Below are 25,539 nucleotides of genomic sequence, written 5' to 3' on the forward strand. Positions count from 1 at the left end.
TTGACTAGCTGAGAGCAATATATGTCTTAGATATCAAGGAAGCGAATGTCCTTTGCGTTCTGCTGAATGAATTCACGGCGAGCTTCGACATCTTCACCCATCAGAATAGAGAAAATCTGGTCAGCAGCAGCCGCGTCTTCCATTTTTACCTGCAGAAGAGTGCGGTTCTCGGGGTCCATCGTGGTATCCCACAGCTCGGTGTAGTCCATCTCGCCCAGACCCTTGTAACGCTGAATTCCGTTATCCTTCGGCAGACGCTGGTTCTTCGCGTAACCTGCCTCAAGAGCAGCATCTCGCTCCGCATCTGAGAAGACATAATCGTGAGGGGCGTTGGACCATTTGATGCGGTAGAGCGGGGGCTGTGCCAAATAGACGTAGCCTGCCTCGATCAGCGGGCGCATGAAGCGGAAGAGAAGGGTCAGTAGCAGGGTAGTAATGTGCTGACCATCGACGTCCGCATCTGCCATGAGAACTACCTTGTGGTAACGTGCCTTTTCGATATTGAAATCGTCGCCGATGCCGGTACCAAAAGCAGTGATAAGAGACTGGATTTCAGCATTGGACAGGGCTCGATCCAAGCGAGCACGCTCCACATTCAGGACCTTGCCTCGCAGGGGCAGAATCGCCTGAGTTTCGGGGTTACGGCCGCGCACAGCGGAGCCACCTGCCGAGTCACCTTCCACCAGATAAATCTCTGAGATGGAAGGGTCTTTAGATGAGCAATCTTTGAGCTTGCCCGGCATCGATCCGCTTTCCAGCAGCCCCTTGCGGCGGGTGGTCTCACGGGCCTTACGGGCAGCAAGACGAGCCTGCGCTGCGGTAATGGCGCGACGCACTACCTCTTTACCGATGGACGGATTACGTGCTAGCCAGTCACCCAGTTGATCCAGGGTTTCACGCTGAACAAAAGCCTTAGCTTCTGAATTACCCAGCTTGGTCTTGGTCTGACCTTCAAATTGGGGTTCAGAAATCTTCACTGAAACCACAGCGGTCAGGCCCTCACGAACGTCCTCACCGGTCAGGTTATCGTCCTTATCGCGGAGCAGTTTGTTATCGCGAGCAAAACGGTTAATGAGGGTGGTTAGAGCGGTGCGGAAACCTTCTTCGTGGGTGCCGCCCTCATGGGTATTGATGGTATTGGCGTAAGTGTGCACCGATTCCTTGTAGGCGGTGGTCCATTGCATAGCCACTTCCAGGCTCATCATGCGGTTGGCATCTTCAGTTTCAAACGCGATGATTTCGTCGTTAACGACGGTGAGCTTCTTTGAGGTATTGAGGAAGTTTACGTAGTCCAGCAGGCCGTTCTCATACATGTAGGTGACAGTTTTATAACCATCTTCATTAGGACCAACCTGGTTAAGTTCTAAAGACTTTGCTTCATCTTCACCGGCAACCTCATCACCTTCATGCAGGTCACGCTCGTCAGTGAGACGGATAGTGAGGCCCTTGTTCAGGAAAGCCATCTGTTGGAAGCGGGCACGCAAGGTTTCGAAATCGAAATCAATGCTTTCAAAGATGGTGGGGTCGGGGTAGAAGGTTTGGGTAGTACCGGTTTCTTCAGTGACTTCACCTCGGGTCAGAGGCTTGGCGGTCTTACCGCCGTCATTGTATTCAATATGCCACTTGTAGCCCTGACGGCGCACTTCGGTCTTAACGCGGGTTGAAAGGGCGTTAACCACTGAAATGCCAACGCCGTGCAGACCGCCAGAGACGGCATAACCGCCACCGCCAAATTTACCGCCGGCGTGCAAGATTGTCATGACCACTTCAACAGTGGGTTTCTTTTCAGTAGGGTGTTCGTCAACGGGAATACCGCGGCCGTTATCGACCACGCGCACTGCACCGTCAGCTTGAATAACCACATCGATAAGGTCAGCATAACCTGCCAAAGCCTCATCTACAGAGTTATCAACGACTTCATACACCAGGTGGTGCAAGCCGCGTTCACCGGTTGAACCGATGTACATGCCCGGGCGCTTACGCACCGCTTCGAGGCCTTCAAGAACCGTAATGTCGGCTGCGCCGTATTCACCGGTTGTTTCTTCAGTTGCCACAGGTATTAGGCTCCTTGCGTCTTTCTATCAGCACCTTGACGCAGGGCAGCAAAGGACGTCATCAATAAAGCTGGTCGTTCATCGCAGGAACCTGCAGGCACAAGGCACACTCATTCCTAACAATTCTACCTCACAGAGCGATTTTTGAGCCTTTTTGTGAGGTAGTAGAAGGGGGTAAACCCTGCAGATAAGGTTTATTTGTGGCTATAAGCCAATTAACCCCCCATCAAAGGGGTTCTCACATGGGTGGCGCTTAAGAAGCGCAGAAACGATTTTTTATTAAAAAATTATCGCATCCCTACCCGTACGTATCCCGCGGGCCTCTTCCACCCGGAGCGACTCTGCGCCCCTTCTTCCACGAGGGAGCGTTGGGCCCGTGAGCCTGGATGTCTTTCACTATTTCGCCACCCAATTCTTCATTAATGCGGCGCATAATGTCATATTTCATGCGGCGCATTTCAACAGCCCAAGCAGTGGATTCACACCTGACCACGACAACACCATCGTCAAATGACTCTGGTTTACTTTTACTGGCAAGTTGAGCCCCCACCAGCGTCCCCCAGCGAGTTAGCACAGACGATACAGCTACGGGTGTAGACCAGCCGCGTTCCATGATGACTCGATCTAATATGCCACTCAGCCCTTGGGGATCTCGTGCACTTTTACCCGGGCCGCTGTAGCCACCCATCTGGTAGCGGTTTACACCAACACTAAAGCGGCGCACTCGCTCACCCGGTTCAGCATTGATGACCTTACTGAAATCCTTGATAATTTTTTGGCCAGCAGCGCCCTGGATTCGACGCTCACCCCGTGCTTCTTTTGCGGCCCGGATGCGGCTTAGGAGTGCGTGGGGGGCATCAACGTCTTCCGCCGCATAGGCTCTTATCTTATATTCTTTATCATGCATATTTTCAGACGGGGTCATCAGATATGCCTAACTTGAGATATTGCGCAGAGGCACTGAATCGATGATCTCTGCTATTCCAGACTCGACCCTAATCAGTTGATAGTCTCCTAGTTCCTCGGGTAGGTCAGTAGCTACAGCACAGGTCACCAGAACCTGCTCAGCATCAGCCACAATAGACCCCAATCTGTGCCTACGGGCAGAATCTAACTCAGCAAAAACATCATCAAGAATAAGAATTGGGGAGGCGCCAGGGGCTGTATTGTCAGCTAAATGCACGTACCAAGCTGCTAGTTTAAGAGCTAAAGCATAGGACCAACTTTCACCGTGAGAGGCATAGCCGCGCACAGGAATTCCACCTAGCTCAAGCACAAGTTCATCACGATGAGGCCCCACCAAAGTAACCCCCCGCTCCAATTCTTCGGACCGCTTTTCTGCAAAAGACCGCAACAGGGCTTCGCGAATATCGTCTACACCCATCAGCGCCGCTCTCGATAAAACTGCGCTAGAGATGGGCGGAAATACTGATGACTCGTACACTGTTGAGGCAGTTTTAGAATCATCGGTAAGTTCACCATAGGCACGCTGCACCTGGGGGAGAAGCTGGGCTAGCACCCGCAAACGAGCCTGTAAGAGATGAGACCCGGCCTCTGCCAGCTGACGATTCCACACCTCAAGGGTGTGCAGATCTTCTTCGGCTGAAGGGCGACGAGAACGCATTGATTTAAGTAACGAATTACGCTGGCGCAGCACCCTTTCATAGTCCGCACGGTAAGCGGCAACCGCAGGACGAAGAGCAACCGCTAGGTCATCAAGAAACCTCCTACGGCCTGCAGGCTCCCCTTTGACGAGCTGTAAGTCCTCGGGTGAGAAGAGAACCGTGTGGGTTACCCCTAGAGCCTCACGGGCGCGCACAGGGGCTGCACGGTTGATGCGCACACGATTGCTCTTACCCGGGGCTAGCTCAAACTCCATAACAGTCTGCTGAGATCCCCGCACGGTGCGAGTTCTGATGTAGGCGCGCTCTGCCCCCACCCTCACCAACGGAGAATCTTGACTCACCCGATGAGATGCCAGGTTAGCAGTGTAATCGATGGCTTCAACGATGTTAGTTTTTCCAACACCGTTGGAGCCAAGAAACACCGATACACCGGGAGAAAGAGGCAGATTCAGCAGCCGGTAGGTGCGAAAGTCCATCAACGAAATATGGTCGATGTACAGAAAAGCGCTCCTTAGAAAACTGCTCTGACGAGCTAAGAGGGTTTTATTGGTTTTGCAGGCGGATCGGCATCAGCAGATAACGGTAGTTCTTATCGTCTTCTGATTGCCAGTCATCCTGCTCTGAAAGGACAACGGGTTTGGGTGCAGCAGTAAAAGAAAAGCGCACAAACTTATTACCGGAGAAGGTGTTAAGACCTTCAGAAAGATAGCTGGGGTTGAAGGCAACAGTGATGTCTTCACCGTTCAACTGTGCCTGTAGAACCTCGTTAGCCTGAGCGTCTTCACCGGTTCCAGCGTCCAGAGTGACCTGCCCCTGCGTAAAGGCAAGTCGTACCGGGGTATTGCGCTCGGCAACCAAGGACACACGGCGTACAGCCTCCACCAAATCAGAGGTGCGAACAATAGCGTGAATAGGTGTTTGCTCGGGGAAAAGTGCGCGAATTTTGGGGTATTCACCGTCCACTAGCAAGCTAGTAGTGCGGCGGGAATCTGATTCAAAACCGATCAGTTCGTGAGCATCGGAAAGTGCTATCGACAGTTCACCTGCCCCACCCAGTGTCTTGGCAACCTCGCTCATTGTTTTAGCCTTTACCAAAGCAGCCGTTGAGATTGAGGGATCAGCAGGTGACCACGTAAGTTCACGCATCGCCAGACGGTAACGGTCAGTTGCCAGCAGGGTGATGGTGTCACCCTCAATCTCCATGCGGACGCCGGTCAAGATGGGCAAGGTGTCATCTTTGGAAGCTGCAATAGAAACCTGACTAACAGCTTTAGCAAATTCTGAGCCTTCAACAGTGCCCGAAATCTCGGGAAGTCCCGGAAGTTCAGGGTAGTCCGCAACGGGCATTGATGACAGGTTGAAATTCGATGAACCGCAACTGATATGAACTTTCCCTTCGCGCAGTTCAAAAGTGACATCACTCTTGGGCAATGCACGGCAGATATCGGCTAGAAGGCGTCCAGAGACAAGAGCTTCACCTTCTTCTGCGACATCAGCTGAAATTTTGAGTTTGGCAGAAGTTTCGTAATCGAAGCTGGCGATGGATACTTCACCTGCAGTAGCTCTGATCATGAGACCTGAAAGGACAGGTACCGGAGGTCGGGGTGAGAGCGAGCGCGCAGTCCAGGTGACGGCATCAACAAGAGTTTCGCGTTCAACAGTGAATTTCACGCTAAGGTACCTTCCAATCAAAACAAGATAGGCCCAAAAGACGGGCGTAAATCAGTATTTCAGTCTACCGGAAAGAGGTAGCACTACCTACAGGCTGAGCAGAGGGGTAGCTCTCTAAAAAATGTAATTACAGTAGCCAACCCCTAGGCGAAGAATCCATGTAATTACAAAAAGCAGTGCACCAAGCGGGATGAGCAAGAGATAAATTTGTTATTTGATTTTTTCTTTAAGGATTAATAGTGTTAATAACCCCTGTGGAATCTGTGGAAAACAGGCTGTAGGCCCTGAAAATCAAGGAAGTGCTTGTGCACGTGCTGTGGAATAAACGGGGTACCAGTGTGAATGAATAGTGGATGGATATTTATGCATTAAATGAAGTGCACAAGATATGAATATCTATTCACTTAACGTCCACAGCAAACCGAGCCACGTACACCGAGTTATCCACAGGCCTATTTCTGAGCTACTTGCTGTCTCTTGATCCTTGCTTGATGCGGTTAGTTAGCTCTGTGACTTGGTTAAACGTCGATCGACGTTCAGCCATGAGGTCGTGAATCTTTCGGTAGGCGTACATAACAGTGGTATGGTCACGCCCCCCTAATTCCTGACCAATGCGAGGTAGAGACATCTCAGTTAGCTCACGCAGGAGGTACATAGCAATCTGACGAGCATTGACCAGTGTGCGGCTGCGTGACTTTGACTGTAGCTCTTCTACCGAAACCTCAAAATACTCAGCGGTCGCCGATAAAATCTGGGAAGCCGTAATCTCTTGGGTGCCGTTATCTAATAACAGGTCTTTAAGCACTTGCTCCGCCAGCTGCATATCAACGGGCTGGCTCTGCAAAGAAGCCCAAGCCGTCACACGAATGAGGGCACCCTCCAGCTCACGAATGTTGGTAGAGATATGGGAAGCAATATATTCCATCACATCATCAGGAACATTGAGCCCATCGTTCTGAGCTTTCTTACTCAAAATGGCGATTCGAGTTTCGAGTTCAGGTGGCTGGACATCAGTAATCAGACCCCACTCGAAGCGTGATCTCATGCGCTCTGCAAAACCGGTCAGCTGCTTAGGGGGCAAATCCGAGGTGATGACCACCTGTTTTTGGTGGTTGTGTAGCGCATTGAACGTATGGAAAAACTCTTCCTGTGTGCTGTCCTTGCCCGCCAGGAACTGGATGTCATCAATCAAAAGCATGTCTACATTGCGGTAGATCTGCTTAAAGGAGGTGTCGTTCTTATTCAAAATTGAGTTGATGAAATCGTTGGTAAACTCCTCAGAGTTCACGTAGCGAACGCGTAGTCCGGGATAGAGGCTCTTGGCATAATGACCAATAGCGTGCAGTAAGTGAGTCTTTCCCAGCCCTGAGCCACCATAGATAAAGAGCGGGTTATAAGCGGACGCCGGGGTTTCCGAGACCGCAAAAGCGGCTGCATGAGCAAAACGGTTGGACTGCCCAATAACAAAGCTATCGAACGTATATTTAGGGTTTAGCCTGGCGGTAGAGTCCCAGGTAGTGGTCTCCGCGGCGTCCGCTGGAACCACCGCATCAAAAGAGTCCTCGCGATCTTTAGCTTCTTCCCTTGTATCGTGGGCTATTTCCTCGCTGAAGGAAGGGTTTGCTGGCACACGCTCCGCTTCGATGGATGCCTGAGAAGCTTGATGATTTTCTGCTAAAGAAGGCGCCTCAGCAACTTGCTGAGGCTGAGCTTTCTCTACGGAAGGGGTCTGCAGATAAGACGAAGCTTCGTTAGCTGATGTCGGAACGGGTTGCTGCACGGCAGTGTTATTCAAGCTGGCGTCAATGATGAAAGCTTCGTTGACCGCCGGACCGAAGGTAGAGGTGATGGCTTCCCTCAACGACTCTTTGAGAGCGTGCTGAAAAGTATCACGCGTTAGCTCATTAGGTACCGCAATCAGCAGGACATTTCCCATAAAAGCGTGAGGCTGCGCAAGCCCAATGTGGGCACGGTAGCGCTGAGCAACACCCGTATCGGCGCGCAACAGAGTCACCAGATGCATCCACTTCTTCTGCAACTCCGGATCCAGATAGTCGCTCAATACAGCTCCTCCGCCAAATATTATTAAAAATTTCCCTTGCCTACTGGCAACTATTCACTATTCTCACACAGGTTTATCCACAGGGTGGAAAACTTGTGATTATGTGAGGGGAATACCTGTTCACAGTATGTGATTAAAGGGCGTATCGCTAGCCTAGAGCAAGAAAAAGTGTAACTTACAACTTTTTTGGAGTGGTTGTGGATAACCCTAATATAGGGTGTGGGGTTGGGAGACTATCCACAGGTGTGGGTAAACTCTCTCACTAGGTTGTGATTAAAGACCTAGCCTGAGCGGGCTTGACCTTATATCACCAACTCTTCTAGAGTTGGTTAGTCAAAGTGTGATAGAACTGTGCCCAAACTCGGGTGCTAGGTTCTCGAATTCAACCGGGATTTATCTACTGCACTCGCAAGAAGCGTCAACCTGTTCGAAGAACTGTTGAAAGGTTGGCCCCCGTACCAACCGTTGTGGAGTAACCAAATGAGCAAGCGGACTTTCCAGCCGAATAACCGCCGTCGCGCCAAGAAGCACGGCTTCCGTCTTCGTATGCGCACCCGTGCAGGCCGCGCAATTCTTTCGAACCGTCGTTCAAAGAGCCGCGCAAGCCTCTCAGCATAAGGCTTTCATCCTCAATCGGCCGTGCGCCTCACCAGCAGGCCCGCGTGAAAACGCAGCCCGCCGAGCCAAGACCGAACCGAAAGGGGATATGCGTGCTGGCACAGCAGCACCGGATGCGAGCGAAAGCTCAATTCTCAAAAACTACACGTTCCGGCGCCCGTTCAGGGCGTCGGAACTTAGTTCTATATACGGTCAAAACACCCGGTGAAACAACCAGCATCGGTTTCATCGTTTCAAAATCAGTAGGTAACGCCGTTACCCGCAATAAAACTAAACGCCGCCTGAGAGAACTCATCGCACCCTTTGTTTCTGAGCAACCGAACGGCTATTCACTGGTTATAAGGGCGCTCCCCGCAGCGGCTCACGCGGACTATCCTCAGCTCTCCAGTGATCTCGACAGCGCACTTGCCAGCGTCCTCAAAAAGTTGGACGCCGCCCCGGTAGCAGCACAAAGCTCTGAAGCTACCGCCACCTCAACTATTCAGGGAGAGGAGCGCTGACACCGTATGCCTACACCGATAGATACACCGCAGGATGCTGACCACCTGCTAGAGAACGCTCCCCACGAATTTGTTGTACCCACCTCAGCTTTTCACGCCGTCATCAGCCTTCCTCAAAATCTGCTGATTGCGTTCATCAAGATGTACCGCACTATCGTCTCGCCGCTCTACGGCAACGTGTGCAGGTATTACCCCAGCTGTTCAGCCTACGGGCTTGAGGCAGTTACCCTCCACGGCGCCCTGCGCGGTCTATCACTGACTGTAGGCAGAATTCTGCGCTGCCATCCCTGGGCTACCGGCGGTCTAGACCCGGTGCCCGCAGGCAAACGGACTTTTGACCCCGGGGCAGAACCCAAAATTATTCTTCTAAACCACCCGCACCAGCACACCCCCTAAAACGCTGGAGCATCCACCACAACCGGCTCATATCACCGAGTCAGGGAGAGAACATGGATATTATTCTCTGGCCCTTTAAATGGATCGTTTCAGCGATTCTCTGGGCATTTCACGAACTTTTCACCGTAATTGGCATGGACGCCGCATCAGGTGTGACCTGGATTCTCGCTATCATCGGTCTGACCATCGTGATGCGTACCCTCACCATTCCGCTCTTCGTCAAACAGATTAAATCGATGCGCGGTATGCAAGAACTTCAGCCCGAAATGGCGAAATTGCAGGCCAAATACAAGGGTAAAACTGACCAGCTCTCCCGCCAGGCTATGGCTCAAGAGCAGATGGAACTCTACCGCAAGACCGGCTCTAACCCGCTGGCGTCCTGCCTGCCCATCATTGTGCAGATGCCCATTTTCTTTGGTCTCTTTCAGGTGCTGAACGGCGTCCCCAACGCAGCAGCCAACAATGAAGGTATTCTGGTTCTTGGTAACGACAAGGTAGAACAGTTCAACGACGCCTCCATTTTTGGTGCACCCCTCTTCTCCACCATGTTGCGTCCCGGCGACGGCAACCACTTCGCCACCATCTTGATTGCCGCCATCATGGTAGTGCTGATGAGTGCCACCCAGTTCTATATCACCAAACAGCTCTCAGCTAAGAACATGTCGGACGCCGCTAAACAGTCCCCCATGTACCGCCAGCAGCAGATCATGCTCTACGTACTGCCACTGGTCTTCGCGATCTCGGGTATCAACTTCCCCCTCGGCGTGCTGGTCTACTGGACCGTCTCCAACTTCTGGTCACTGGGCCAGCAGTTCTGGGTTATCCGCAACAACCCCACCCCCGGCTCACAGGCCGAGCGTGAGCTCAACGAGCGCCGCGCTGAAAAGGGCCTTCCCCCCGTAGGTAAGACCAAGGAAGAGCACGATCAGGAAATCGAAGCCGCCCGTGAACGAGCAGCCCGCGGACAGCGCCAGCAGCCTATGGGCAAGAAGCGCCAAAAGCAGCAGAACAAAAAGAAAAACTAGCGGCAGGTTCAAGGAAATATCATGACTGAAGCAACGGAAACCCCGGTAGACGGCGAAGAAACCTTCGAAGAAGCGGAATACGGTGGAGAGGGGCAGGTAGACGAAGGCGATATCGCCGCTGACTACCTCGAAGAACTCCTTGATATCGCTGATATTGACGGTGATATTGACATCGAAGTGCGTAACGGCCGCACCTACCTCTCGGTTGTTACTGAAGACGGCAATAACGATGACCTCCAAGCCCTAGTAGGCGAAAACGGTGAAGTACTGGACGCCCTTCAAGAGCTGGTGCGCCTCTCGGTGCTGGCTGCTACGGGTAACCGTACCCGCCTCATCCTTGATATCGCAGACTACCGTGCAGGGCGCCAGCAGGCACTGGTCAATCTGGCCGAAGCAGCTATTGCTGAAGCTAAAGAAACCGGCGAAGATGTGCACCTCGAACCACTTGGGCCCTACGAGCGCAAGCTGGTTCACGATATTGTGGCTGCTCACGGCTTGATTTCTGAATCAGAGGGCTCAGGGTCCAACCGCCACATCGTCATTGCTGCCTCGGAGGCGTAATCGTGAGCGATATGAGCATAGAACTCCCCGTCCTCTCTGGGGATGCCCTAGAAGCGGCGCAGAAGGTCTTTGGTGACCGTCTGCCGGTCGCGCAACGCTACGTGCAGCACCTGGCTAGCAGTGGCATTGAGCGAGGGCTTATTGGTCCCCGAGAAGTTCACCGGCTGTGGGAACGCCACGTTCTCAATTGCGCGGTTGTGCAGGAACTCATTGAGCAGGGTGCAACAGTGGCGGATGTAGGTTCCGGTGCGGGCCTTCCGGGGCTCTGCCTGGCCATTGCTCGTCCCGATTTGTCCCTCACTCTGATTGAACCGCTGGAGCGCCGCGTCATCTGGCTTACTGAGGTAGTTGAGGATTTGGGACTCGAGAACGTAGATATTATGCGCTCGCGCGCTGAACAGGCCGTAGGGTACGTCGAAGCAGACTACGTAACTGCTCGCGCCGTATCGGCTCTGGTAGGGCTGCTGGATATCACCTTGCCGATCCTTCGTGGCACCGGTCAGCTGCTCGCTCTCAAGGGACGGACGGCTACCGAAGAAATTACTAAGGCAAAGAAGAAGCTCAATAAATACGGCGCTAGGAAAACTGAAATCCTGCTCGCTGGTGAGAATCTACTAGAGGAACCTACCACGGTCGTCCGTGTGACTCTCTAGCCTCTCTTGACGAAAGCCCGGTACCTCGATGGAGGTGCCGGGCTTTTGCGTGCTATCCAGCTTTTAGATTGACTAAGAGCCATCTGCTTATCTGGTTGCCCTGGAACCGTGATGATGGGAAGAGCTCTTCTGTTTACAAGCTTGACGCTTCGACATGTTTCATGTGAAACATCAAAAAACAAACAGCTTCAAATGATTAATAGCCTATCAATGCGACCGATGCCAACTGCAGGTACCCTAATAGCAGGAGATGCAATCATCAATTCAAGAGGGGGCAGCAATGCCGACAAACTCCAGTATGCCAGCGAATATACCTGACTTTGGCTTACCGCCCGAACCCGCTGCTGCCAGCAAGCCTGATCGAGGCTCTCATGTTTCACGTGAAACACGCGAAAAGCTAGAGAGGGCAAGATCATCCGCGCAGAAGAGCGATAGAAGCAAACAGCAATTTGAAGCTCTATCTCAGGAGACATTGAAAAGGCCTCAGAACACCCGAGTTTTTGCTATTTCTAATCAGAAAGGCGGAGTGGGAAAGACTTCAACTGCAGTTAATCTTGCCGCAGCGCTTGCTACAAAGGGCATGAACGTCCTTGTTGTTGACAATGACCCTCAGGGCAACGCTTCAACTGCTCTCGGGATTGAACACGGTGTTGAAGTCCCTTCCACCTACGATGCCCTCATCGATGAAAAGCCCCTTATTGAAATCATCAAACCATGCCCAGATATTGAAAATCTATGGTGCGTACCAGCAAATATAGATTTAGCCGGAGCTGAGATTGAACTGGTCTCACTGGTAGCTCGTGAAAACCGACTCAAAAATGCCCTATCTGATTACACGGCCGCACGTGAAACTAACGGGGAAGCGCGTCTAGACTATATCTTCATCGACTGCCCACCCAGCTTGGGGTTGCTAACGATCAACGCTTTTGTGGCAGCTCAAGAAGTCCTCATCCCTATTCAGTGCGAGTACTACGCTCTTGAAGGTCTGAGCCAACTTCTCAAGAATATTTCCCTGATTCAAAAGCATCTCAACGCTGATCTTCGCGTCAGCACAATCGTGCTAACGATGTATGATGGCCGCACCAACCTCTCGTCTCAGGTAGCTGAAGAAGTGAGGGAGCATTTCCCTAAGGAGGTGCTGGATGCTGTTATCCCCCGCTCAGTCCGTGTCTCAGAGGCTCCTAGCTACCAGCAAACGGTTATGAGTTATGATCCACAATCGACCGGTGCACTCGCCTATCTCAAGGCTGCAGTAGAGATAGCGCACCGTATATAAACTTTTATCAACTGTTTATAACTTTTTTGCACTACCGGCTCCTATTCTATAGATATAAGGAGCCGGTAGCTTACTTAAGGGAACCTTGAGATATAGGCGGTGCAGTAGAAGCTAAATGGCTTTGAATCATTTAAGGATTTATCTGCCTTTCCCCATCGCCCGGCTTCTATGGAAACCCTAGGTGGCAGATACTCCACTACACTTAGAAGCAGAGTTTCTAGCATTTTGGAGGTTGCCCGTGGCAGAGAAGAAGCGTGGACTTGGCAGGGGATTAGGTGCTTTGATTCCCGAGAGCAAACCAGTAGCTGAGCGTCAAGAGCCGGTGGAAGAACAGCCTGGCCATCAAAGCCAGCAGGATAACAAGATCGCGCGCGGCTTGGATGTTTCACGTGAAACATCCAAGAAAAAACGTGCAGATATGGGCGCTGCTTTGCGTTCTTCGAGTTCATCTCGTAGACCTGCGGACTTTTTCTTTGGTGACGAAACAGCAAATACCGCTTCTGGGTTAGTGCCGGTGCCCGGCGCTAGCTTTGCAAAGTTAGATGTCTCAGATATCCACCCTAACCGCAAACAGCCCCGAACTGACTTCGACGAGCATGATATGCAAGAACTCGTACACTCCATTAAGGAGATAGGTGTTCTTCAGCCTATTGTTGTTCGCCTCAGCCGTGAAAAAGGTGAGCAGGCCTACGAACTGATTATGGGTGAGCGTCGGTGGCGAGCTACCCAACAAGCCGGTATAACAACCATTCCAGCTATCATTCGCGATACTCAGGATCAGGACCTGTTGCGTGATGCACTGTTGGAGAACCTACACCGCTCCCAGCTAAACCCCATTGAAGAAGCTGCCGCCTATCAGCAACTACTCGACGAATTCGGAACGACGCAAGAGCAATTGGCGCAGCGTATCGGGCGATCACGGCCGCAGATTTCTAATACTATTCGCCTCCTCAAGCTGCCTGCTCTGGTGCAACGCAGAGTAGCTGCAGGCACGCTATCTTCAGGTCATGCACGCGCTTTGCTTAGCCTGCGAAAGGCAAGTGATATTGAAACCCTTGCGCAAAGGATAGTGAAGGAAGGCTTATCTGTACGAGCAGTGGAGGAACTTGTTGCTCAAGAAAGCGGTAAAGAAGCGAAGAAAGACCGCAAGAAGCCTGCTCCGCAGAGCCACTCTGAACGTTTGGACTCGATAGCTGATTTACTGGCTGACCGACTCGATACTACAGTGAAGATTAATCTGGGTGCCCGTAAGGGAAAAATGACCATTGAGTTCGCCTCGGTCGATGATTTGAATCGAATTGTTGATGTGATGGCCCCACAGCGCAAAAAGTAGAATCAATACACTGCAAACCGCCTCGCTCCATTGAGCGGGGCGGCTTTTGATTCGAGCACCAATCCAACATGACCGGGTGGTTAAATTCGGGGCTGCCAAAGGTGAAAACGGCTTAGATTGGCTCCTGCGGGTCTATGGTGAGGCTAGATATCTATTGACCTACTGACCCCACTGAAACTCCCTTAGATAGCTTTCTGTGGGCTCAATTCTTTCCCCTTGGACCTCAAACCTATCTTTTTGAGATCCTTCAGCTTTCTGTCTGGCGCTCTATCGTCTTGATGAAAACAAAATGGGGGGGGGGCGCCCTAAATGCGCTGGTGGGAATTGCGCAGTGTGGTTGACGGTTGAATGGCTAAATTTTATGGTGCTCTACCCCATCAGTGGAGTGATAAATAATTCTCTATTTTGCTTTATATGTTTTATCTATATCTACAAAATTATTGACACAGTTATTATCTCCATGGGGTGATAATTAAAGGTTTTTACTTATTTTGTATTTTTAAAATATCTATTGCCTCACTTATTGAGTTGATATAATTTCTAAAAGCGAGGTAAAAATGGAAACTCTTATTTTTCTGGCGATTATCTTACTGTCTCTCACCCCTTTATTTTTAGCCATCTTTTGGGTTCAGCGTAGAGCACTTAAGGGTAAGAAAATAAAGGGAGTAAAAAACAGGGTCGAGATTGCGGGTGAGGCTCTCGCTGCGCCCATTACGCTCTACGGTTCTGCTGCGGCGGGTGCTGTTTCTCAGGTTGATATTCCAAACTTCGACTCTGGCCACACCCCCTCCCTTGAACATGATCCCGGCGAGCCCCCTATAGGTAATCACTGAATACATGTTTCACGTGAAACATCAGAAAATCTTGATGCTGAAAAGAGACATTGTGGGTGAAGCACTGGCCCTCATTGGGCTTCTAACTATCTTATTATTCATCAAAACAAATTTATTTATATGTTTACCATGAAGGATTGAGATGGAACCGCATGTGCAAAAGTACTGGAAGAGGTTTTTGGAAGACTCTAGTATGCCATCAGATACAGGCTGCTACGATGCATTCGCTTTCGGTGCCAGTCCGCACCAGGCTGCTTACTTGCTGGGTTTGATTCTCGCTGGAGACAAGACTGCAACTTCCTCTGCTGTGCTCGAGTATGAAGTCACCGAAACCCCAATACCAGAGCCGGGTGCTTTATCCATCGTTCTCAACGAGTACGGCCAACCTAGCTGCGTCATTGAAACTCATACTGTGCACAGATTGCCCTTTAGTGAGGTGGATTTTACTCTGTGCTCCAAGGAGGGAGAAGATGAAAATCTCGCATCTTGGCAAAACAATCATTTGGATTTCTTTAAAGAAATAGCTCATGAGTTCGGGTTGGAATTTACTAAAGAGTCAGAAATAATATTTGAAGAATTTAGAGTTGTATATAGCTCTTAAAATGCGCCCCAATTTCAACGACCACTATTAGAAAAAATTAGAAATATCCAGAGAAAACCCAGTAAGGGGATTGATATATGAACCTCATTGATGCTCTACCCTTCATGGGTGGGTTGCTGATAGTTTCGTTGACCATGATGGGGCTGAGTTTGCCTATGAAAGCAGGTCAGCTTTCCAGGAATTCCCTGGTTGGAATCAAGACAAAGCACACCCTTGCTAGTGATCAAGCATGGCAGAAGGGTCATACAGCGGCTGCGCCATTAGTCTTGAGGGCTGCTCAGGTCGGGTTTTTCGCCCTCTTCTGCGCAGTGATTCTGTGTTTAGTTCAGCAATTCTCTATAGCTTTTGCACTGACTGGTCTAGGGTATGCCGTCACTATCTCCCTCCTGCTGTGGTCGACTAGGGTGGCTAATGTTGCTGCCCAGGAAGCTTCATCAGAAGAAGTGCTACCTGGGAAAGATTAAGGGAGTGCATCAGTGATATAGATGTTTCACGTGAAACACAGGTGGGGGAGGTCGTTTGCTGCCCCCTCTTTATCCAAGGTGCACTGCTTTATGAAGAAGCCCTACAGTCTCAAACAGCAAAAAGGCGCCCCAGCTAAGCTGGGGCGCCTTTTAGTGTTACAGATTCTACTTCAGGAACTCTGCAAATTCCTGTTCCAAAGCGGCCTTAGGCCTAGCGCCAACGGTCTGCTTAGCTACCTCGCCGTCCTTGAAAACGTAAATTGCCGGGATGGAAGTGATGCCATACTTCATGGCGGTTGCCGGGTTGTTCTCAACGTCCAGCTTGAGCACCTTGACCTTGTCACCGTATTCTTCGCCAATTTGATCAACGACGGGGCCAACCATGCGGCAGGGGCCGCACCACTCTGCCCAGAAATCAACGATAACCGGCTTATCAGAGCGTAGAACCTCATCTGAGAAGGTTGCATCTGTTACTTGCTGTGCCATAGGGCGATCCTTTCTAAAGGGAAACTGAGGAAAGATTTAGAGAGACTCTAGATAATGCTGCGCATCGATTGCTGCAACACAACCTGAACCGGCTGCGGTAATAGCCTGCCGGTAAATGGGATCAATAACGTCTCCAGCAGCGAAGACCCCATCGATAGAGGTGCGTGAAGAACGGCCTTGGACAGCGATGGTTCCGGCATCACTTAGCTCCAGCTGGTCCTTGACCAGGTCGGTGCGGGGGTCAGAGCCAATAGCAACAAAGACACCTTCGACCTCGAGCTGGGTTTCGCTGCCGGTCTTGACGTTGGTCAGGGTAAGGCTGGAAACCTTGTCCTCACCGTTAATGGTTTTAACTTCGGAGTCCAGGATGATTTCAATTTTTTCGTGGGCCAGTGCACGCTTCTGCATGATGTCTGACGCGCGGAAAGTGTCGCGGCGGTGCACTAGGTAAACTTTGGAAGCAAAAGAAGTGAGGAAGAGTGCTTCTTCAAAAGCTGAGTCTCCACCGCCGATAACAGCCAATGCTTTTTCTTTAAAGAAGAAGCCATCACAGGTTGCACACCATGACACACCGTGGCCTGAGAGACGCTGCTCGCCGTCGACACCCAGCTTGCGGTATTCAGAGCCAGTAGACACAATGACCGTCTTAGCGAGGAACACTGAGCCATCGGTCAGTATGACCTTTTTTACCGGCCCCTCGAGCTCAACCGAGGCGACGTCCTCATAGCGGATATCGGCACCGAACCGTTCTGCCTGAGCCCCGATATTGGTCATGAGCTCAGGGCCCTGGATTCCCTCAATGAAGCCGGGAAAGTTCTCGACCTCGGTCGTAGTCATAAGATCGCCACCGGGTGAAATGGAAGAGGCGAAAAGAAGAGGGGAAAGGTTAGCGCGCGCTGTGTAAATAGCTGCTGTGTAACCGGCAGGGCCTGAACCTACAATGATGACGTTATGTACAGTGCCGTCACCGTTGGGCTCTGATGCGGGTTCGCTGGCTGTGGTGGTGCCAAGGTTAAGGCTGCCTGCTGCGCCGCTAAAAATGCTGCCGAGTGCATTCTCGCTCATATGTTCTCCTGAGACGTTCACTTTTCTTCGTTGCTTTCTACTGCAACGGAGCTCTACCCCTCATTATTCCCTACACCGGGCACCTATATCAGTGAGCGGAAACTCTGCTACGGCCTTAACACCTCGATATGCCCGCAAGGGGTAATAAAGATCGACCTTTATATATTTCTTTGGACAAACCGGGGGCGAGCTACCTGCAGGTAGCCCGCCCCCGGTGGGAGGTTCTTAGTTGCTATAAACAACTAGAAAGAGTTGATTACTTAATGGAAATTTCTGCAAGACGCAGACCGAAAGGATACCCTTGAACAATAGGTTGGGCTAACCTGGGTGCTTCGGTGAACTGAACAATGATGTACTTAGTGTCTCCGTCCTGAGCATCCGTATCTAGTTCAACAGTGGTTTCACCGGTAGCAGCAAAGGTGCCAGAGCCAATCTGCTGAGATCCCTCAATAGAAGCGTTGTCAGAAGCGAAAATATTGAAGGCACCGCCAGTGCCCGATACCTGATTAATAGTTAGCGAATTGACCGTGGTCTCATCGAGCAAGGGCGCGGAGAGGTAGAAGGAATCGGTGAGACCACCAAAGTTAGCTGAGCCAAAAGCGAGGGAAACCCAGGTGCTTGTATCATCGCCATCTGTAAGGTGCCCCAGCGTCGCGTCAGACTCGGCCATAAGGGCAGCCGACGAAGGTACCGTGCGGGTGAAATTACCGTCTAGGCGGGGAGTTGCAGGTTCCTTTTCTTCGGTAGCGGAAGGTGAGGGGGAGCCCGTTTGCTGAGGAATCTGTGAAGCTGAGGCCGATGTTTGGGCGCTTCCCAGCGCCTCCTGAGTTTCAGTTGGGTTCACCATATTGCCCAGCGAAGTGAAAACCGCACCGGCCCCAATCACCAAGACCAGTACCGCTGCGATACCCACAGCCCACATGCCACCGTTGCGTTCAGCCGGTTCATCACCTTCGTAATAACCGTCTTCTTCCGCATCGTATTCTTCATACTCTGCTTCATGCTCTGCTGCACGGGTAGCTGAGATAGACGTAGCGGCGGCTGTTGCCCCAGCCCCGGCAGCCGGAGATGTGTCGTCCTTGGCTACTACATATGTATTGGGGGCGCTCATAGTGCCGGTGTCGCCGAAGATTTCTTCACCAAATTCCTCCGCTTCACCCCCACCTTCGGTGAGAAGTGTACCAAGCAAGGTATCTGCGCGAGCGTGGGAAGTCACCAAGTAGGTCTGTGCCTCGATATTGCCCAGATCAAGGATCTGCACCGATGAACGAGAAAGGGAGGTGGACTGGCGTGCATTTGCCACCAACTGTGAGCTGTGCTCTGCAGAGGCCACAATGATGGATACCTTGCGGTTAAGAATCTGATCAACACCGTCAAGGATGGTGTCACCGTCTGCGGTTTCAAGTACGCGGGCGGTGACCTTATAACGGTCACCCAGCAGCGTATGCAAAGGGATCTGCTGTGCCAAAAGGTGCCTCCAGTGAGCGTTCGTGATGTCTGTTTACTGAGTTTACCCGGTGGGTAGCGGTTATTGATGTGTGCTACCGGCCAAGTTTTGCCAGGATTGGGGCAGTAAGCGATTCTAGTTCTCTCACCTTGAAAAGTAGCAGCATAGCGTAGTAGGCGATAGTCATGACGACTCCTCCCACTGCTACCGTGATGAAGGCAGAACCGCGTGAGCTCCAGGCAAACCCATCAAAACTGTAACCACCCATCAGGTAGAGAGCTGTGGCGCCCACCAGGCCAGCAGCAGCTGAGGCGAAGGCAACGCGGGCATGAGTTGAGACGATATCAGCGATACCATAGTCGCCCAGACGCTTTACTAGGACGCGGTGGCTTAGGTAGACCGCCAGGATATTTTGCAGTGCGTAAGTCAGCGCCAACCCATAGATCGTGTGCTGTGGGGCTAGGCAGGAGGCCGCGAAGCCAAGAGCAACGATGACGATTGCTGAGATGAGCTGAATGTAGAAGGGGGTTTTGGCGTCCTCCTGCGAGTAAAAAACACGCCCCATCATAAACGCGATGGTGAGGAAAGGGCCGCCTAAAGCGATAACGGCGATGGTCTGACCGATGACGGCACCCGCTTGCTGCCCGCCGCCGCCAAAGATCATGCCAATAGGCCCCGCAAAAACAACGAGCGCTACGGCGCAAAAGACTGTGGCAATGGAGGCGGTGCGCAGACCGGCAGATAGCGCCGCGCCTACTGCTTGATGATCCTTTTCTTGAGATGAGGCAGACATGCGGTTGAAGAGAATCGTGGCGATTGACAGACCAATCACGCCGTGGGGAAGTGAATAGAGCATGGAGGAATAGTTGAGTGCCTGCACACCGGGAAGCTGGATACCCAAATCCATCAGTCTTTCGCGTGCACCGACGATGTTTGCAGCTACCTTGGTGAGATACATGAACGCAAGGTTAGAGACCACGCCGGTGGCCAGCGTCCATACCGCCAGGTTAGCTGCTGATCCCAGGCCGATACCGCGCCAGCCAAACTTGGGGCGCAGGTTCAAACCCAGCTTGCGCAGGGGGATAAAGAGAATCAGGGCTTGTAAAGCCACGCCAAGTGTGGCGCTACCTGCCAACACGATGGTCTGGGCGCTGGTCCATGAGGTGAGGTTATGGAAGGGTGGGGTGGTGGTGACGTCCTGAGCACCAAATGAAGTAATGAAGATGATGAGCGCAGCGATAGCCACAATATTATTGACCACCGGTGCCCACATAAACCAGCCGAAGGCCCCGCGAGCATTGAGGACCTGACCGATGATGGTGTAGAGACCGTAGAAGAAAATCTGGGGGAAACACCAGACGGCGAAGACGAAACCGAAACGCTGTTGTTCCGGGCTCCATTCACTACCCATGATTGAAATGATGGGCATAGCGCAGATAACCACCACGGCCGTCACCGCGGCAATACCGCACACTGCCAGAGTTACCAGGCGCGAAATGAAATCAGAACCGCCGTCATCGTGCTTGGCTGCCTTAATAATCTGTGGCACCAACACAGCATTAAAAATGCCGCCTGCTACCAGCACATAAATAAGGTTGGGCAGGGTGTTAGCGGTTTCAAAAATGTCGCCCACGGTGGTAGTTGCACCGAGAGCGACGGTAATCAGGAAGGTCTTGACGAACCCCAGTACCCTCGATACGAGGGTGCCGGCTGCCATGATAGCGCTAGAAAAAGCACCGGATCGTGCCACACGAAATCCTTATCTACTCAATGCAGCTTAAGACAGCTGGTGGATGATGTACTCGCGGGCGATGTCAGCGATACGCCGTTCGTTGGGGAAGGAAAGTTTGCGCCCCACATCATCAATGTTGACCCAAGCGACGTCCACGGCTTCATGGTCAGGATCATTCTCGGTGGTGAGCTCACCGCCGGTGGCGGAGAACAAGAAATGGTGAACGGTTTTATGGACGCGGTGACCAGAAACATTGAACCAATAGTCAATGCTCCCTAGAGAGGTGATGACCTCCCCGGAGATACCAGTTTCCTCTTCAATCTCACGTGCTGCCGCTTGAACTCGGCTCTCTTCCCCCTCGGGATGGCCCTTGGGGAGGCACCATTCTAGGCGCCCACCGCGGTTGATGCGAGCAATGATTGCCACAGGTAAACCGGGCTCATCGAAGTTGACGATGACACCGCCCGCGGAGACCTCCTCAACCGTGGGCATAGCAGCAACGGGCGTGAACGCTCGTCTCTTAGGTGCCCGGGGAATAGGAAAAGTCATGTCTCTACCTTAACCGATATAAGAGGGGGATGTTCTAAAGAGGGAGGTGTGAGTGGTAACTTGTGCGGTTTGCTGGCACGATTGATAGGGTTATGGCGCATGTTTTTGATACTTCCTTAATTCACCCCGTTGCTCTAGAAGCTGGAGAGCTCTTTGCTGCTGCCGGGTTTGAGTTATCCCTGGTCGGAGGCCCGGTGCGAGATCTCTTCCTGGGGGAGACTGCCGTGGATCTTGATTTCACTACCAACGCCAGCCCTGACCAGACGCTGGCTATTGTGAGAGGATGGGCTGACGCTACCTGGGAAATCGGTAAAGAATACGGCACTATTGGCATCCGTAAAGGTAACGAGATGGTAGAAATTACTACCTACCGTGCTGAGAAGTATGACGCTAATTCCCGCAAACCCCAGGTTGCTTTCGGCACTGATCTGGTGGACGATCTCTTCCGACGAGACTTCACCATCAATTCCATGGCTCTGCGCCTACCGTCCTTAGAATTAGTGGATCCTTTTGGTGGTGAGGCTGACCTGCGCACCGGCATTATCCGCACGCCGGGCACACCCCAAGCGTCCTTCTCTGATGATCCCCTGCGCATGATGCGTGCCGCCCGCTTTGCCGCGCGCCTGGATATTGATCTGGCTCCCGAAGTTTTTGAAGCCATGGTCGATATGGCAGAGCGTATTGAAATTATTTCTGCCGAGCGCGTGCGGGACGAACTGGTAAAACTCATCTGCGCCCAGGCACCCCGCCGAGGCGTGGATCTTCTGGTTGAATCGGGTCTGGCCGCCTACGTCCTGCCCGAAATTCCGGCGCTAAAACTTGAAGCTGACGAATACTACCGCCATAAGGATGTCTACCAGCACTCCCTCACCGTAATGGAACAGGCAGCTGCCCAAGAGACCGGAGCGGATGGTGCCGTGCCAGCCCCCGACTTCGTGCTGCGCTTCGCCGCCCTGATGCACGATATTGGCAAGCCTGCCACGCGTAAGTTTGAGGACAACGGCTCGGTCAGCTTTCTGCACCACGACGTGGTGGGCGCCAAGCTCACCAAGAAACGTATGCGAGCGCTGCGCTTTGATAATGACACCATCAAGGCAGTTGCCCGCTTGGTTGAGCTGCACATGCGTTTCTACGGCTACGGAGAAGCGGGGTGGAGCGACTCGGCTGTACGCCGCTACGTGCGGGACGCCGGTGATCTACTAGAGCGCCTGCACCGCCTGATCCGCGCAGATGTCACCACCCGCAATAAGCGCAAGGCGAATCGCATTGCCGCAGCTTACGGTGATTTGGAACGCCGTATCACTGAGCTAGCCGAACAAGAAGAGCTGGATGCCATGCGCCCTGACCTGGACGGCCAACAGATTATGGAAATTTTGACCCTGAAACCCGGCCCCATGGTAGGGCAGGCCTATAATTTTCTGCTGAACCTGCGCCTGGATGAAGGATCTCTGGGTGAGGAAGAAGCCACCCGACGACTCAAGAAATGGGCAGCTGAGCAGGGTCTCTAAGCCATTTTTGACAGTGTTGGCTTTGTAAGGTGTTCCTCCGCTCAAGGAGGGGCCACCTTGCGTAGGGTAGAGACAAGAGTAAACACAGACGAAGAGCGGGAGCCCCCATGTTAGAGGTTCGTAATCTCATCAAGAAGTACGGTGATAAGACTGCCGTCAATGACATCACCTTCACGGTGCCCGATGGTAGGGTTACGGGTTTTCTAGGGCCTAACGGCGCAGGTAAATCCACCACCATGCGCATGCTGGTGGGGCTCGAAAAGCCGACGAACGGCACGGCTCTGGTTGACGGGCAGAAGTACCGGTCTCTGGTTAGTCCGCTGACCAGCGTCGGCGCGCTACTGGATGCTAAGGCCATGCACCCAGGCCGTAGTGGGCGTGCTCACCTGCGCTCGCTGGCTCTAACCCACGGTATCCCCACCCGCCGGGTGGATGAGGTCATTGAGCTCACCGGTCTGACCACCGCTGCCCGTAAGAAAGTGCGGGGCTTTTCTCTGGGCATGGGCCAGCGCATGGGTATTGCCGCATCTCTACTAGGAGACCCCCAGAACATTATTCTGGACGAGCCGGTGAACGGTCTTGACCCCGAGGGAGTCATCTGGGTGCGTAACCTCGCCCGGCACCTGGCATCCCAGGGCAAATGCGTGCTGATTTCTTCACACCTCATGAGCGAGATGTCCCAGACAGCCGATGAACTGATAGTCATTGGGCGCGGCAAAATTCTTGCGAACAGCTCCATGTCTGACTTTCTGGCGCTGGCAGATAATTCCCGATCCCTGGTCCGCACCGACCAGCGAGAAGTCTTTGCTGAAACCCTGACCGCCCGTAGCATCACCTTTGAACCGGTAGACACTGACGGGCTGCTGGTTCAGGCACCCTCCCGCGATATTGCCCGCCTGGGTGTGGACGCCGGGGTTCTACTGCACGAGCTAACCCCGCAGATTGCCACCCTAGAAGACGTCTATATGAATATGACCCGCAATGAGGTGGAATACCAGTCCGGCACCTTCACAACCCCCGCAGATTCCGGCGCTGCGGAAGCGGATGCTCCATCCCCCTGGGCAGGCAAAGAGGCAAAGGAACAATAACCATGACCAGCACCACCCTGCCCACCGCACCAACACGATCTTATAAACTCAGCTTCTTTGGCACGTTGCGGTCTGAGTTTCTAAAATTCCGCACCCTGGCAACCAACTGGGTTATGCTCCTGCTGACCATTGCCATCATGATTGGCATGTCTGCCGCCTACGCTACCGCGCTCAACCGTTTCTATCAGCGTGCTCTTGAGACCCAAGCAGCGCTAGAAGCCGGTGGCCCCTCACCCCAGGTGCGCCCCGAATATTCCTTCACCGTGGACCAGGTGTTAGATATGGCACGAAGCATTGGTGGGGTGGGCATGATGTTCGGCTCCATGCTCATTGCCTCCATTGCCGTGGTCTTTATCGGTGCTGAGTACGCCACCCGGCAGATTCACAGCACCATGACAGCGGTGCCGCGCCGCTCGTCCATCTATATTTCTAAGCTCCTGGTGCTCTCAGTCTGGAGTTTTCTGGTCGGTGTCATCTCAGCGGTCGCCGGCTATTTTGTGGCTCAGCCGATACTAGACCCCGGTATTTCAGAACAGCTGTCGGTAGGCACACCCACCGTCCTTAACTGGCTGGGAGTAGGGCTCTACTGCCTACTTATGAGCTGGATGGGCCTAGGGTTCGGCGCCATCCTGCGCAATAACGCCGGCGGGATTGTGATGGTAGTGGTGCTCATGTTCATCTCAACCATCGTCTTTGGTTTGCTCGCTGAAACAGCAAACTGGGTGGCTGACTTCCAGCCTTACCTGCCCATTAACCTGGGTGAAACCATGACCACCGTAGGCCTACCCGAGGACACCGACATCAACAACCTGGAGGCAGGAATCTGGCTGGGTGTTTGGGCTCTAGTGCCCGCGCTCCTGGGCTGGTTCCGGTTTACCTTTACCGACGCCAAGGGGTAAATATCATCCTCAGGGACGAGAAGAAATACGGCAAACTCAATCCCTGGGCCGATGTGGCAGTAGACAGTTGCTCCTAGTGTTAGTGGTGAAGGAAGAACCCGGACCACTAGGAGAGAACGCATGTTAGAAGTTCGTAACCTCACCAAACAATACGGGAACCAAGCCGCTGTAGACGGCATTAGTTTCACCGTACCCGACGGCAGGGTTACAGGTTTTCTTGGCCCCAACGGTGCCGGCAAATCAACCACCATGCGCCTACTGCTGGGTCTTGAGAAGCCCACCAGTGGCACCGCGCTGATCGACGGTAAAAACTACCGCTCCCTGCCCAGCCCACTGACCAGCGTTGGTGCGTTGCTGGATGCTAAGGCTATGCACCCGGGCCGTAGCGGACGCGCCCACCTGCGCTCGCTGGCAGTCACCCACGGGCTACCAGCGTCCCGCGCAGATGAGGTCATTGAAATGACCGGTCTGACCAATGTTGCCAGTAAAAAGGTGCGCGGCTTTTCTCTAGGTATGGGCCAGCGCCTGGGAATTGCTGCAGCTCTGCTGGGTAACCCCCAGAACGTTATTTTGGATGAGCCGGTGAACGGTCTTGACCCTGAGGGCGTTATTTGGGTGCGCAACCTTGCCCGGCACCTGGCGTCCCAGGGCACAAGCGTGCTGATTTCCTCGCACTTGATGAGCGAGATGTCCCAGACTGCCGATGATCTGGTGGTGATTGGGCGCGGCCGCATTCTGGCGAACAGCTCTATGCAGGATTTCTTAGCGCTGGCTAACAACGACCGTGTACTGGTCCGCACCGATGAGCGAGATGACTTTGCTCGCCGCCTTAAAGAACGCTCCGTGGCTTTTGATGCGGTAGAAACCGATGGGCTGCTAGTCCAGGCTCCCACCCGCGATATTGCCCGCCTGGGTGTGGACGCTGGGGTGCTGCTACACGAGATTATCCCGCAGGTTGCCACCCTGGAAGAGGTCTACATGAACATGACCCGTGATGAGGTCGAATACCAGTCGGGAGAGTTTGCTGGACAACCGACACCTGAAATCGCCACTGGCACCCCCTGGGGCACAACCGCTGATAAGGAGAACTAAC

The 25,539-nt window shown here is 52.8% G+C and carries 25 protein-coding genes; 15 read left to right on the forward strand and 10 right to left on the reverse strand.

Annotation, left to right across the window (positions count from 1 at the left end; all coding sequences use genetic code 11):
- Positions 1 to 26 precede the first annotated feature (26 nt).
- The 5 genes from gyrB to dnaA form a co-directional block, all read right to left on the reverse strand.
- Complete coding sequence (gene gyrB, locus M3668_RS08985; RefSeq protein ID WP_251380501.1) at positions 27 to 2,054, reverse strand: DNA topoisomerase (ATP-hydrolyzing) subunit B; 2,028 nt, start codon at positions 2,052 to 2,054, stop codon at positions 27 to 29.
- Between the two features lie 298 nt (positions 2,055 to 2,352).
- Positions 2,353 to 2,961, reverse strand: a complete 609-nt coding sequence (locus M3668_RS08990; protein WP_251380502.1) for a DciA family protein — start codon at positions 2,959 to 2,961, stop codon at positions 2,353 to 2,355.
- Between the two features lie 27 nt (positions 2,962 to 2,988).
- Positions 2,989 to 4,179: a DNA replication/repair protein RecF gene (gene recF, locus M3668_RS08995; protein WP_251380556.1), complete on the reverse strand. Its 1,191-nt coding sequence runs from the start codon at positions 4,177 to 4,179 to the stop codon at positions 2,989 to 2,991.
- A gap of 43 nt (positions 4,180 to 4,222) precedes the next feature.
- Positions 4,223 to 5,350 (reverse strand): DNA polymerase III subunit beta, encoded by a 1,128-nt coding sequence (dnaN, locus tag M3668_RS09000; RefSeq protein ID WP_251380503.1) that lies wholly within the window; start codon positions 5,348 to 5,350, stop codon positions 4,223 to 4,225.
- 463 nt (positions 5,351 to 5,813) lie between these two features.
- Positions 5,814 to 7,373: a chromosomal replication initiator protein DnaA gene (dnaA, locus tag M3668_RS09005; RefSeq protein WP_251380557.1), complete on the reverse strand. Its 1,560-nt coding sequence runs from the start codon at positions 7,371 to 7,373 to the stop codon at positions 5,814 to 5,816.
- A gap of 519 nt (positions 7,374 to 7,892) precedes the next feature.
- Here dnaA and rpmH point away from each other — a divergent pair.
- From rpmH to M3668_RS09060, 11 genes are all read left to right on the forward strand, one after another.
- Positions 7,893 to 8,030 carry a 50S ribosomal protein L34 gene (gene rpmH, locus M3668_RS09010; RefSeq protein WP_251380504.1) on the forward strand — a complete coding sequence of 46 codons (138 nt, stop codon included), beginning with the start codon at positions 7,893 to 7,895 and terminating at the stop codon, positions 8,028 to 8,030.
- Positions 8,031 to 8,122: 92 nt separating this feature from the next.
- Positions 8,123 to 8,530, forward strand: coding sequence for a ribonuclease P protein component (rnpA, locus tag M3668_RS09015; protein WP_251380505.1), 408 nt, complete (start codon positions 8,123 to 8,125; stop codon positions 8,528 to 8,530).
- A 6-nt stretch (positions 8,531 to 8,536) separates the two neighbouring features.
- On the forward strand, positions 8,537 to 8,926 hold the full coding sequence (gene yidD, locus M3668_RS09020; RefSeq protein ID WP_251380506.1) for a membrane protein insertion efficiency factor YidD: 390 nt from the start codon (positions 8,537 to 8,539) through the stop codon (positions 8,924 to 8,926).
- 53 nt (positions 8,927 to 8,979) lie between these two features.
- On the forward strand, positions 8,980 to 9,951 hold the full coding sequence (gene yidC, locus M3668_RS09025; RefSeq protein WP_251380507.1) for a membrane protein insertase YidC: 972 nt from the start codon (positions 8,980 to 8,982) through the stop codon (positions 9,949 to 9,951).
- A gap of 21 nt (positions 9,952 to 9,972) precedes the next feature.
- Positions 9,973 to 10,512, forward strand: a complete 540-nt coding sequence (locus M3668_RS09030; protein ID WP_251380508.1) for a Jag family protein — start codon at positions 9,973 to 9,975, stop codon at positions 10,510 to 10,512.
- Positions 10,513 to 10,523: 11 nt separating this feature from the next.
- Positions 10,524 to 11,165, forward strand: a complete 642-nt coding sequence (gene rsmG, locus M3668_RS09035; RefSeq protein WP_251380510.1) for a 16S rRNA (guanine(527)-N(7))-methyltransferase RsmG — start codon at positions 10,524 to 10,526, stop codon at positions 11,163 to 11,165.
- A gap of 280 nt (positions 11,166 to 11,445) precedes the next feature.
- Positions 11,446 to 12,441 carry a ParA family protein gene (locus M3668_RS09040; protein WP_502948962.1) on the forward strand — a complete coding sequence of 332 codons (996 nt, stop codon included), beginning with the start codon at positions 11,446 to 11,448 and terminating at the stop codon, positions 12,439 to 12,441.
- Between the two features lie 238 nt (positions 12,442 to 12,679).
- Complete coding sequence (locus M3668_RS09045; protein WP_251380511.1) at positions 12,680 to 13,774, forward strand: ParB/RepB/Spo0J family partition protein; 1,095 nt, start codon at positions 12,680 to 12,682, stop codon at positions 13,772 to 13,774.
- A gap of 557 nt (positions 13,775 to 14,331) precedes the next feature.
- On the forward strand, positions 14,332 to 14,607 hold the full coding sequence (locus M3668_RS09050; RefSeq protein WP_251380512.1) for a hypothetical protein: 276 nt from the start codon (positions 14,332 to 14,334) through the stop codon (positions 14,605 to 14,607).
- Between the two features lie 193 nt (positions 14,608 to 14,800).
- On the forward strand, positions 14,801 to 15,208 hold the full coding sequence (locus M3668_RS09055; RefSeq protein WP_251380514.1) for an ASCH domain-containing protein: 408 nt from the start codon (positions 14,801 to 14,803) through the stop codon (positions 15,206 to 15,208).
- A gap of 77 nt (positions 15,209 to 15,285) precedes the next feature.
- Positions 15,286 to 15,672, forward strand: a complete 387-nt coding sequence (locus M3668_RS09060) for an SdpI family protein (RefSeq protein WP_251380515.1) — start codon at positions 15,286 to 15,288, stop codon at positions 15,670 to 15,672.
- A gap of 165 nt (positions 15,673 to 15,837) precedes the next feature.
- Here M3668_RS09060 and trxA read toward each other — a convergent pair whose 3' ends face one another.
- The 5 genes from trxA to M3668_RS09085 all read right to left on the reverse strand — a co-directional run bounded on the left by trxA (position 15,838) and on the right by M3668_RS09085 (position 20,951).
- The gene (gene trxA, locus M3668_RS09065; protein WP_251380516.1) at positions 15,838 to 16,158 is read right to left on the reverse strand and encodes a thioredoxin; all 321 of its coding nucleotides are present in this window, start codon (positions 16,156 to 16,158) and stop codon (positions 15,838 to 15,840) included.
- A 36-nt stretch (positions 16,159 to 16,194) separates the two neighbouring features.
- The gene (trxB, locus tag M3668_RS09070; protein WP_251380517.1) at positions 16,195 to 17,223 is read right to left on the reverse strand and encodes a thioredoxin-disulfide reductase; all 1,029 of its coding nucleotides are present in this window, start codon (positions 17,221 to 17,223) and stop codon (positions 16,195 to 16,197) included.
- Between the two features lie 256 nt (positions 17,224 to 17,479).
- On the reverse strand, positions 17,480 to 18,691 hold the full coding sequence (locus tag M3668_RS09075) for a serine/threonine protein kinase (protein WP_251380518.1): 1,212 nt from the start codon (positions 18,689 to 18,691) through the stop codon (positions 17,480 to 17,482).
- A gap of 73 nt (positions 18,692 to 18,764) precedes the next feature.
- Entirely contained in the window at positions 18,765 to 20,420 is a 1,656-nt protein-coding gene (gene murJ / locus M3668_RS09080; RefSeq protein ID WP_251380519.1) for a murein biosynthesis integral membrane protein MurJ, read from the reverse strand.
- Between the two features lie 27 nt (positions 20,421 to 20,447).
- A complete protein-coding gene (locus M3668_RS09085; RefSeq protein ID WP_251380520.1) occupies positions 20,448 to 20,951 on the reverse strand; it encodes an NUDIX hydrolase in 504 nt (167 codons plus the stop codon).
- A gap of 92 nt (positions 20,952 to 21,043) precedes the next feature.
- Between M3668_RS09085 and M3668_RS09090 the strand changes: the two genes are divergently transcribed.
- The 4 genes from M3668_RS09090 (at position 21,044) to M3668_RS09105 (ending at position 25,538) form a co-directional block, all read left to right on the forward strand.
- Entirely contained in the window at positions 21,044 to 22,459 is a 1,416-nt protein-coding gene (locus M3668_RS09090; RefSeq protein ID WP_251380521.1) for a CCA tRNA nucleotidyltransferase, read from the forward strand.
- Positions 22,460 to 22,566: 107 nt separating this feature from the next.
- Positions 22,567 to 23,547, forward strand: a complete 981-nt coding sequence (locus tag M3668_RS09095; protein WP_251380522.1) for an ABC transporter ATP-binding protein — start codon at positions 22,567 to 22,569, stop codon at positions 23,545 to 23,547.
- A 2-nt stretch (positions 23,548 to 23,549) separates the two neighbouring features.
- Positions 23,550 to 24,446, forward strand: a complete 897-nt coding sequence (locus M3668_RS09100; protein WP_251380523.1) for an ABC transporter permease — start codon at positions 23,550 to 23,552, stop codon at positions 24,444 to 24,446.
- A gap of 120 nt (positions 24,447 to 24,566) precedes the next feature.
- Positions 24,567 to 25,538, forward strand: a complete 972-nt coding sequence (locus M3668_RS09105) for an ABC transporter ATP-binding protein (RefSeq protein ID WP_251380524.1) — start codon at positions 24,567 to 24,569, stop codon at positions 25,536 to 25,538.
- Position 25,539 lies beyond the last annotated feature (1 nt).

It is taken from the genome of Rothia sp. P100 (genome assembly GCF_023712425.1).
Lineage (GTDB): Bacteria > Actinomycetota > Actinomycetes > Actinomycetales > Micrococcaceae > Rothia > Rothia endophytica.

Bases quoted from the DNA above. Each gene is read 5' to 3' on its own strand.
- M3668_RS08990 (WP_251380502.1), bottom strand. From the start codon at position 2,961: ATGCATGATAAAGAATATAAGATAAGAGCCTATGCGGCGGAAGACGTT.
- dnaA (WP_251380557.1), bottom strand. From the start codon at position 7,373: ATGCATCTGGTGACTCTGTTGCGCGCCGATACGGGTGTTGCTCAGCGC.
- rpmH (WP_251380504.1), top strand. From the start codon at position 7,893: ATGAGCAAGCGGACTTTCCAGCCGAATAACCGCCGTCGCGCCAAGAAG.
- yidD (WP_251380506.1), top strand. From the start codon at position 8,537: ATGCCTACACCGATAGATACACCGCAGGATGCTGACCACCTGCTAGAG.
- yidC (WP_251380507.1), top strand. From the start codon at position 8,980: ATGGATATTATTCTCTGGCCCTTTAAATGGATCGTTTCAGCGATTCTC.
- M3668_RS09030 (WP_251380508.1), top strand. From the start codon at position 9,973: ATGACTGAAGCAACGGAAACCCCGGTAGACGGCGAAGAAACCTTCGAA.
- rsmG (WP_251380510.1), top strand. From the start codon at position 10,524: ATGAGCATAGAACTCCCCGTCCTCTCTGGGGATGCCCTAGAAGCGGCG.
- M3668_RS09040 (WP_502948962.1), top strand. From the start codon at position 11,446: ATGCCGACAAACTCCAGTATGCCAGCGAATATACCTGACTTTGGCTTA.
- M3668_RS09050 (WP_251380512.1), top strand. From the start codon at position 14,332: ATGGAAACTCTTATTTTTCTGGCGATTATCTTACTGTCTCTCACCCCT.
- M3668_RS09055 (WP_251380514.1), top strand. From the start codon at position 14,801: ATGCCATCAGATACAGGCTGCTACGATGCATTCGCTTTCGGTGCCAGT.
- M3668_RS09060 (WP_251380515.1), top strand. From the start codon at position 15,286: ATGAACCTCATTGATGCTCTACCCTTCATGGGTGGGTTGCTGATAGTT.
- trxA (WP_251380516.1), bottom strand. From the start codon at position 16,158: ATGGCACAGCAAGTAACAGATGCAACCTTCTCAGATGAGGTTCTACGC.
- trxB (WP_251380517.1), bottom strand. From the start codon at position 17,223: ATGAGCGAGAATGCACTCGGCAGCATTTTTAGCGGCGCAGCAGGCAGC.
- M3668_RS09085 (WP_251380520.1), bottom strand. From the start codon at position 20,951: ATGACTTTTCCTATTCCCCGGGCACCTAAGAGACGAGCGTTCACGCCC.
- M3668_RS09090 (WP_251380521.1), top strand. From the start codon at position 21,044: ATGGCGCATGTTTTTGATACTTCCTTAATTCACCCCGTTGCTCTAGAA.
- M3668_RS09095 (WP_251380522.1), top strand. From the start codon at position 22,567: ATGTTAGAGGTTCGTAATCTCATCAAGAAGTACGGTGATAAGACTGCC.
- M3668_RS09100 (WP_251380523.1), top strand. From the start codon at position 23,550: ATGACCAGCACCACCCTGCCCACCGCACCAACACGATCTTATAAACTC.
- M3668_RS09105 (WP_251380524.1), top strand. From the start codon at position 24,567: ATGTTAGAAGTTCGTAACCTCACCAAACAATACGGGAACCAAGCCGCT.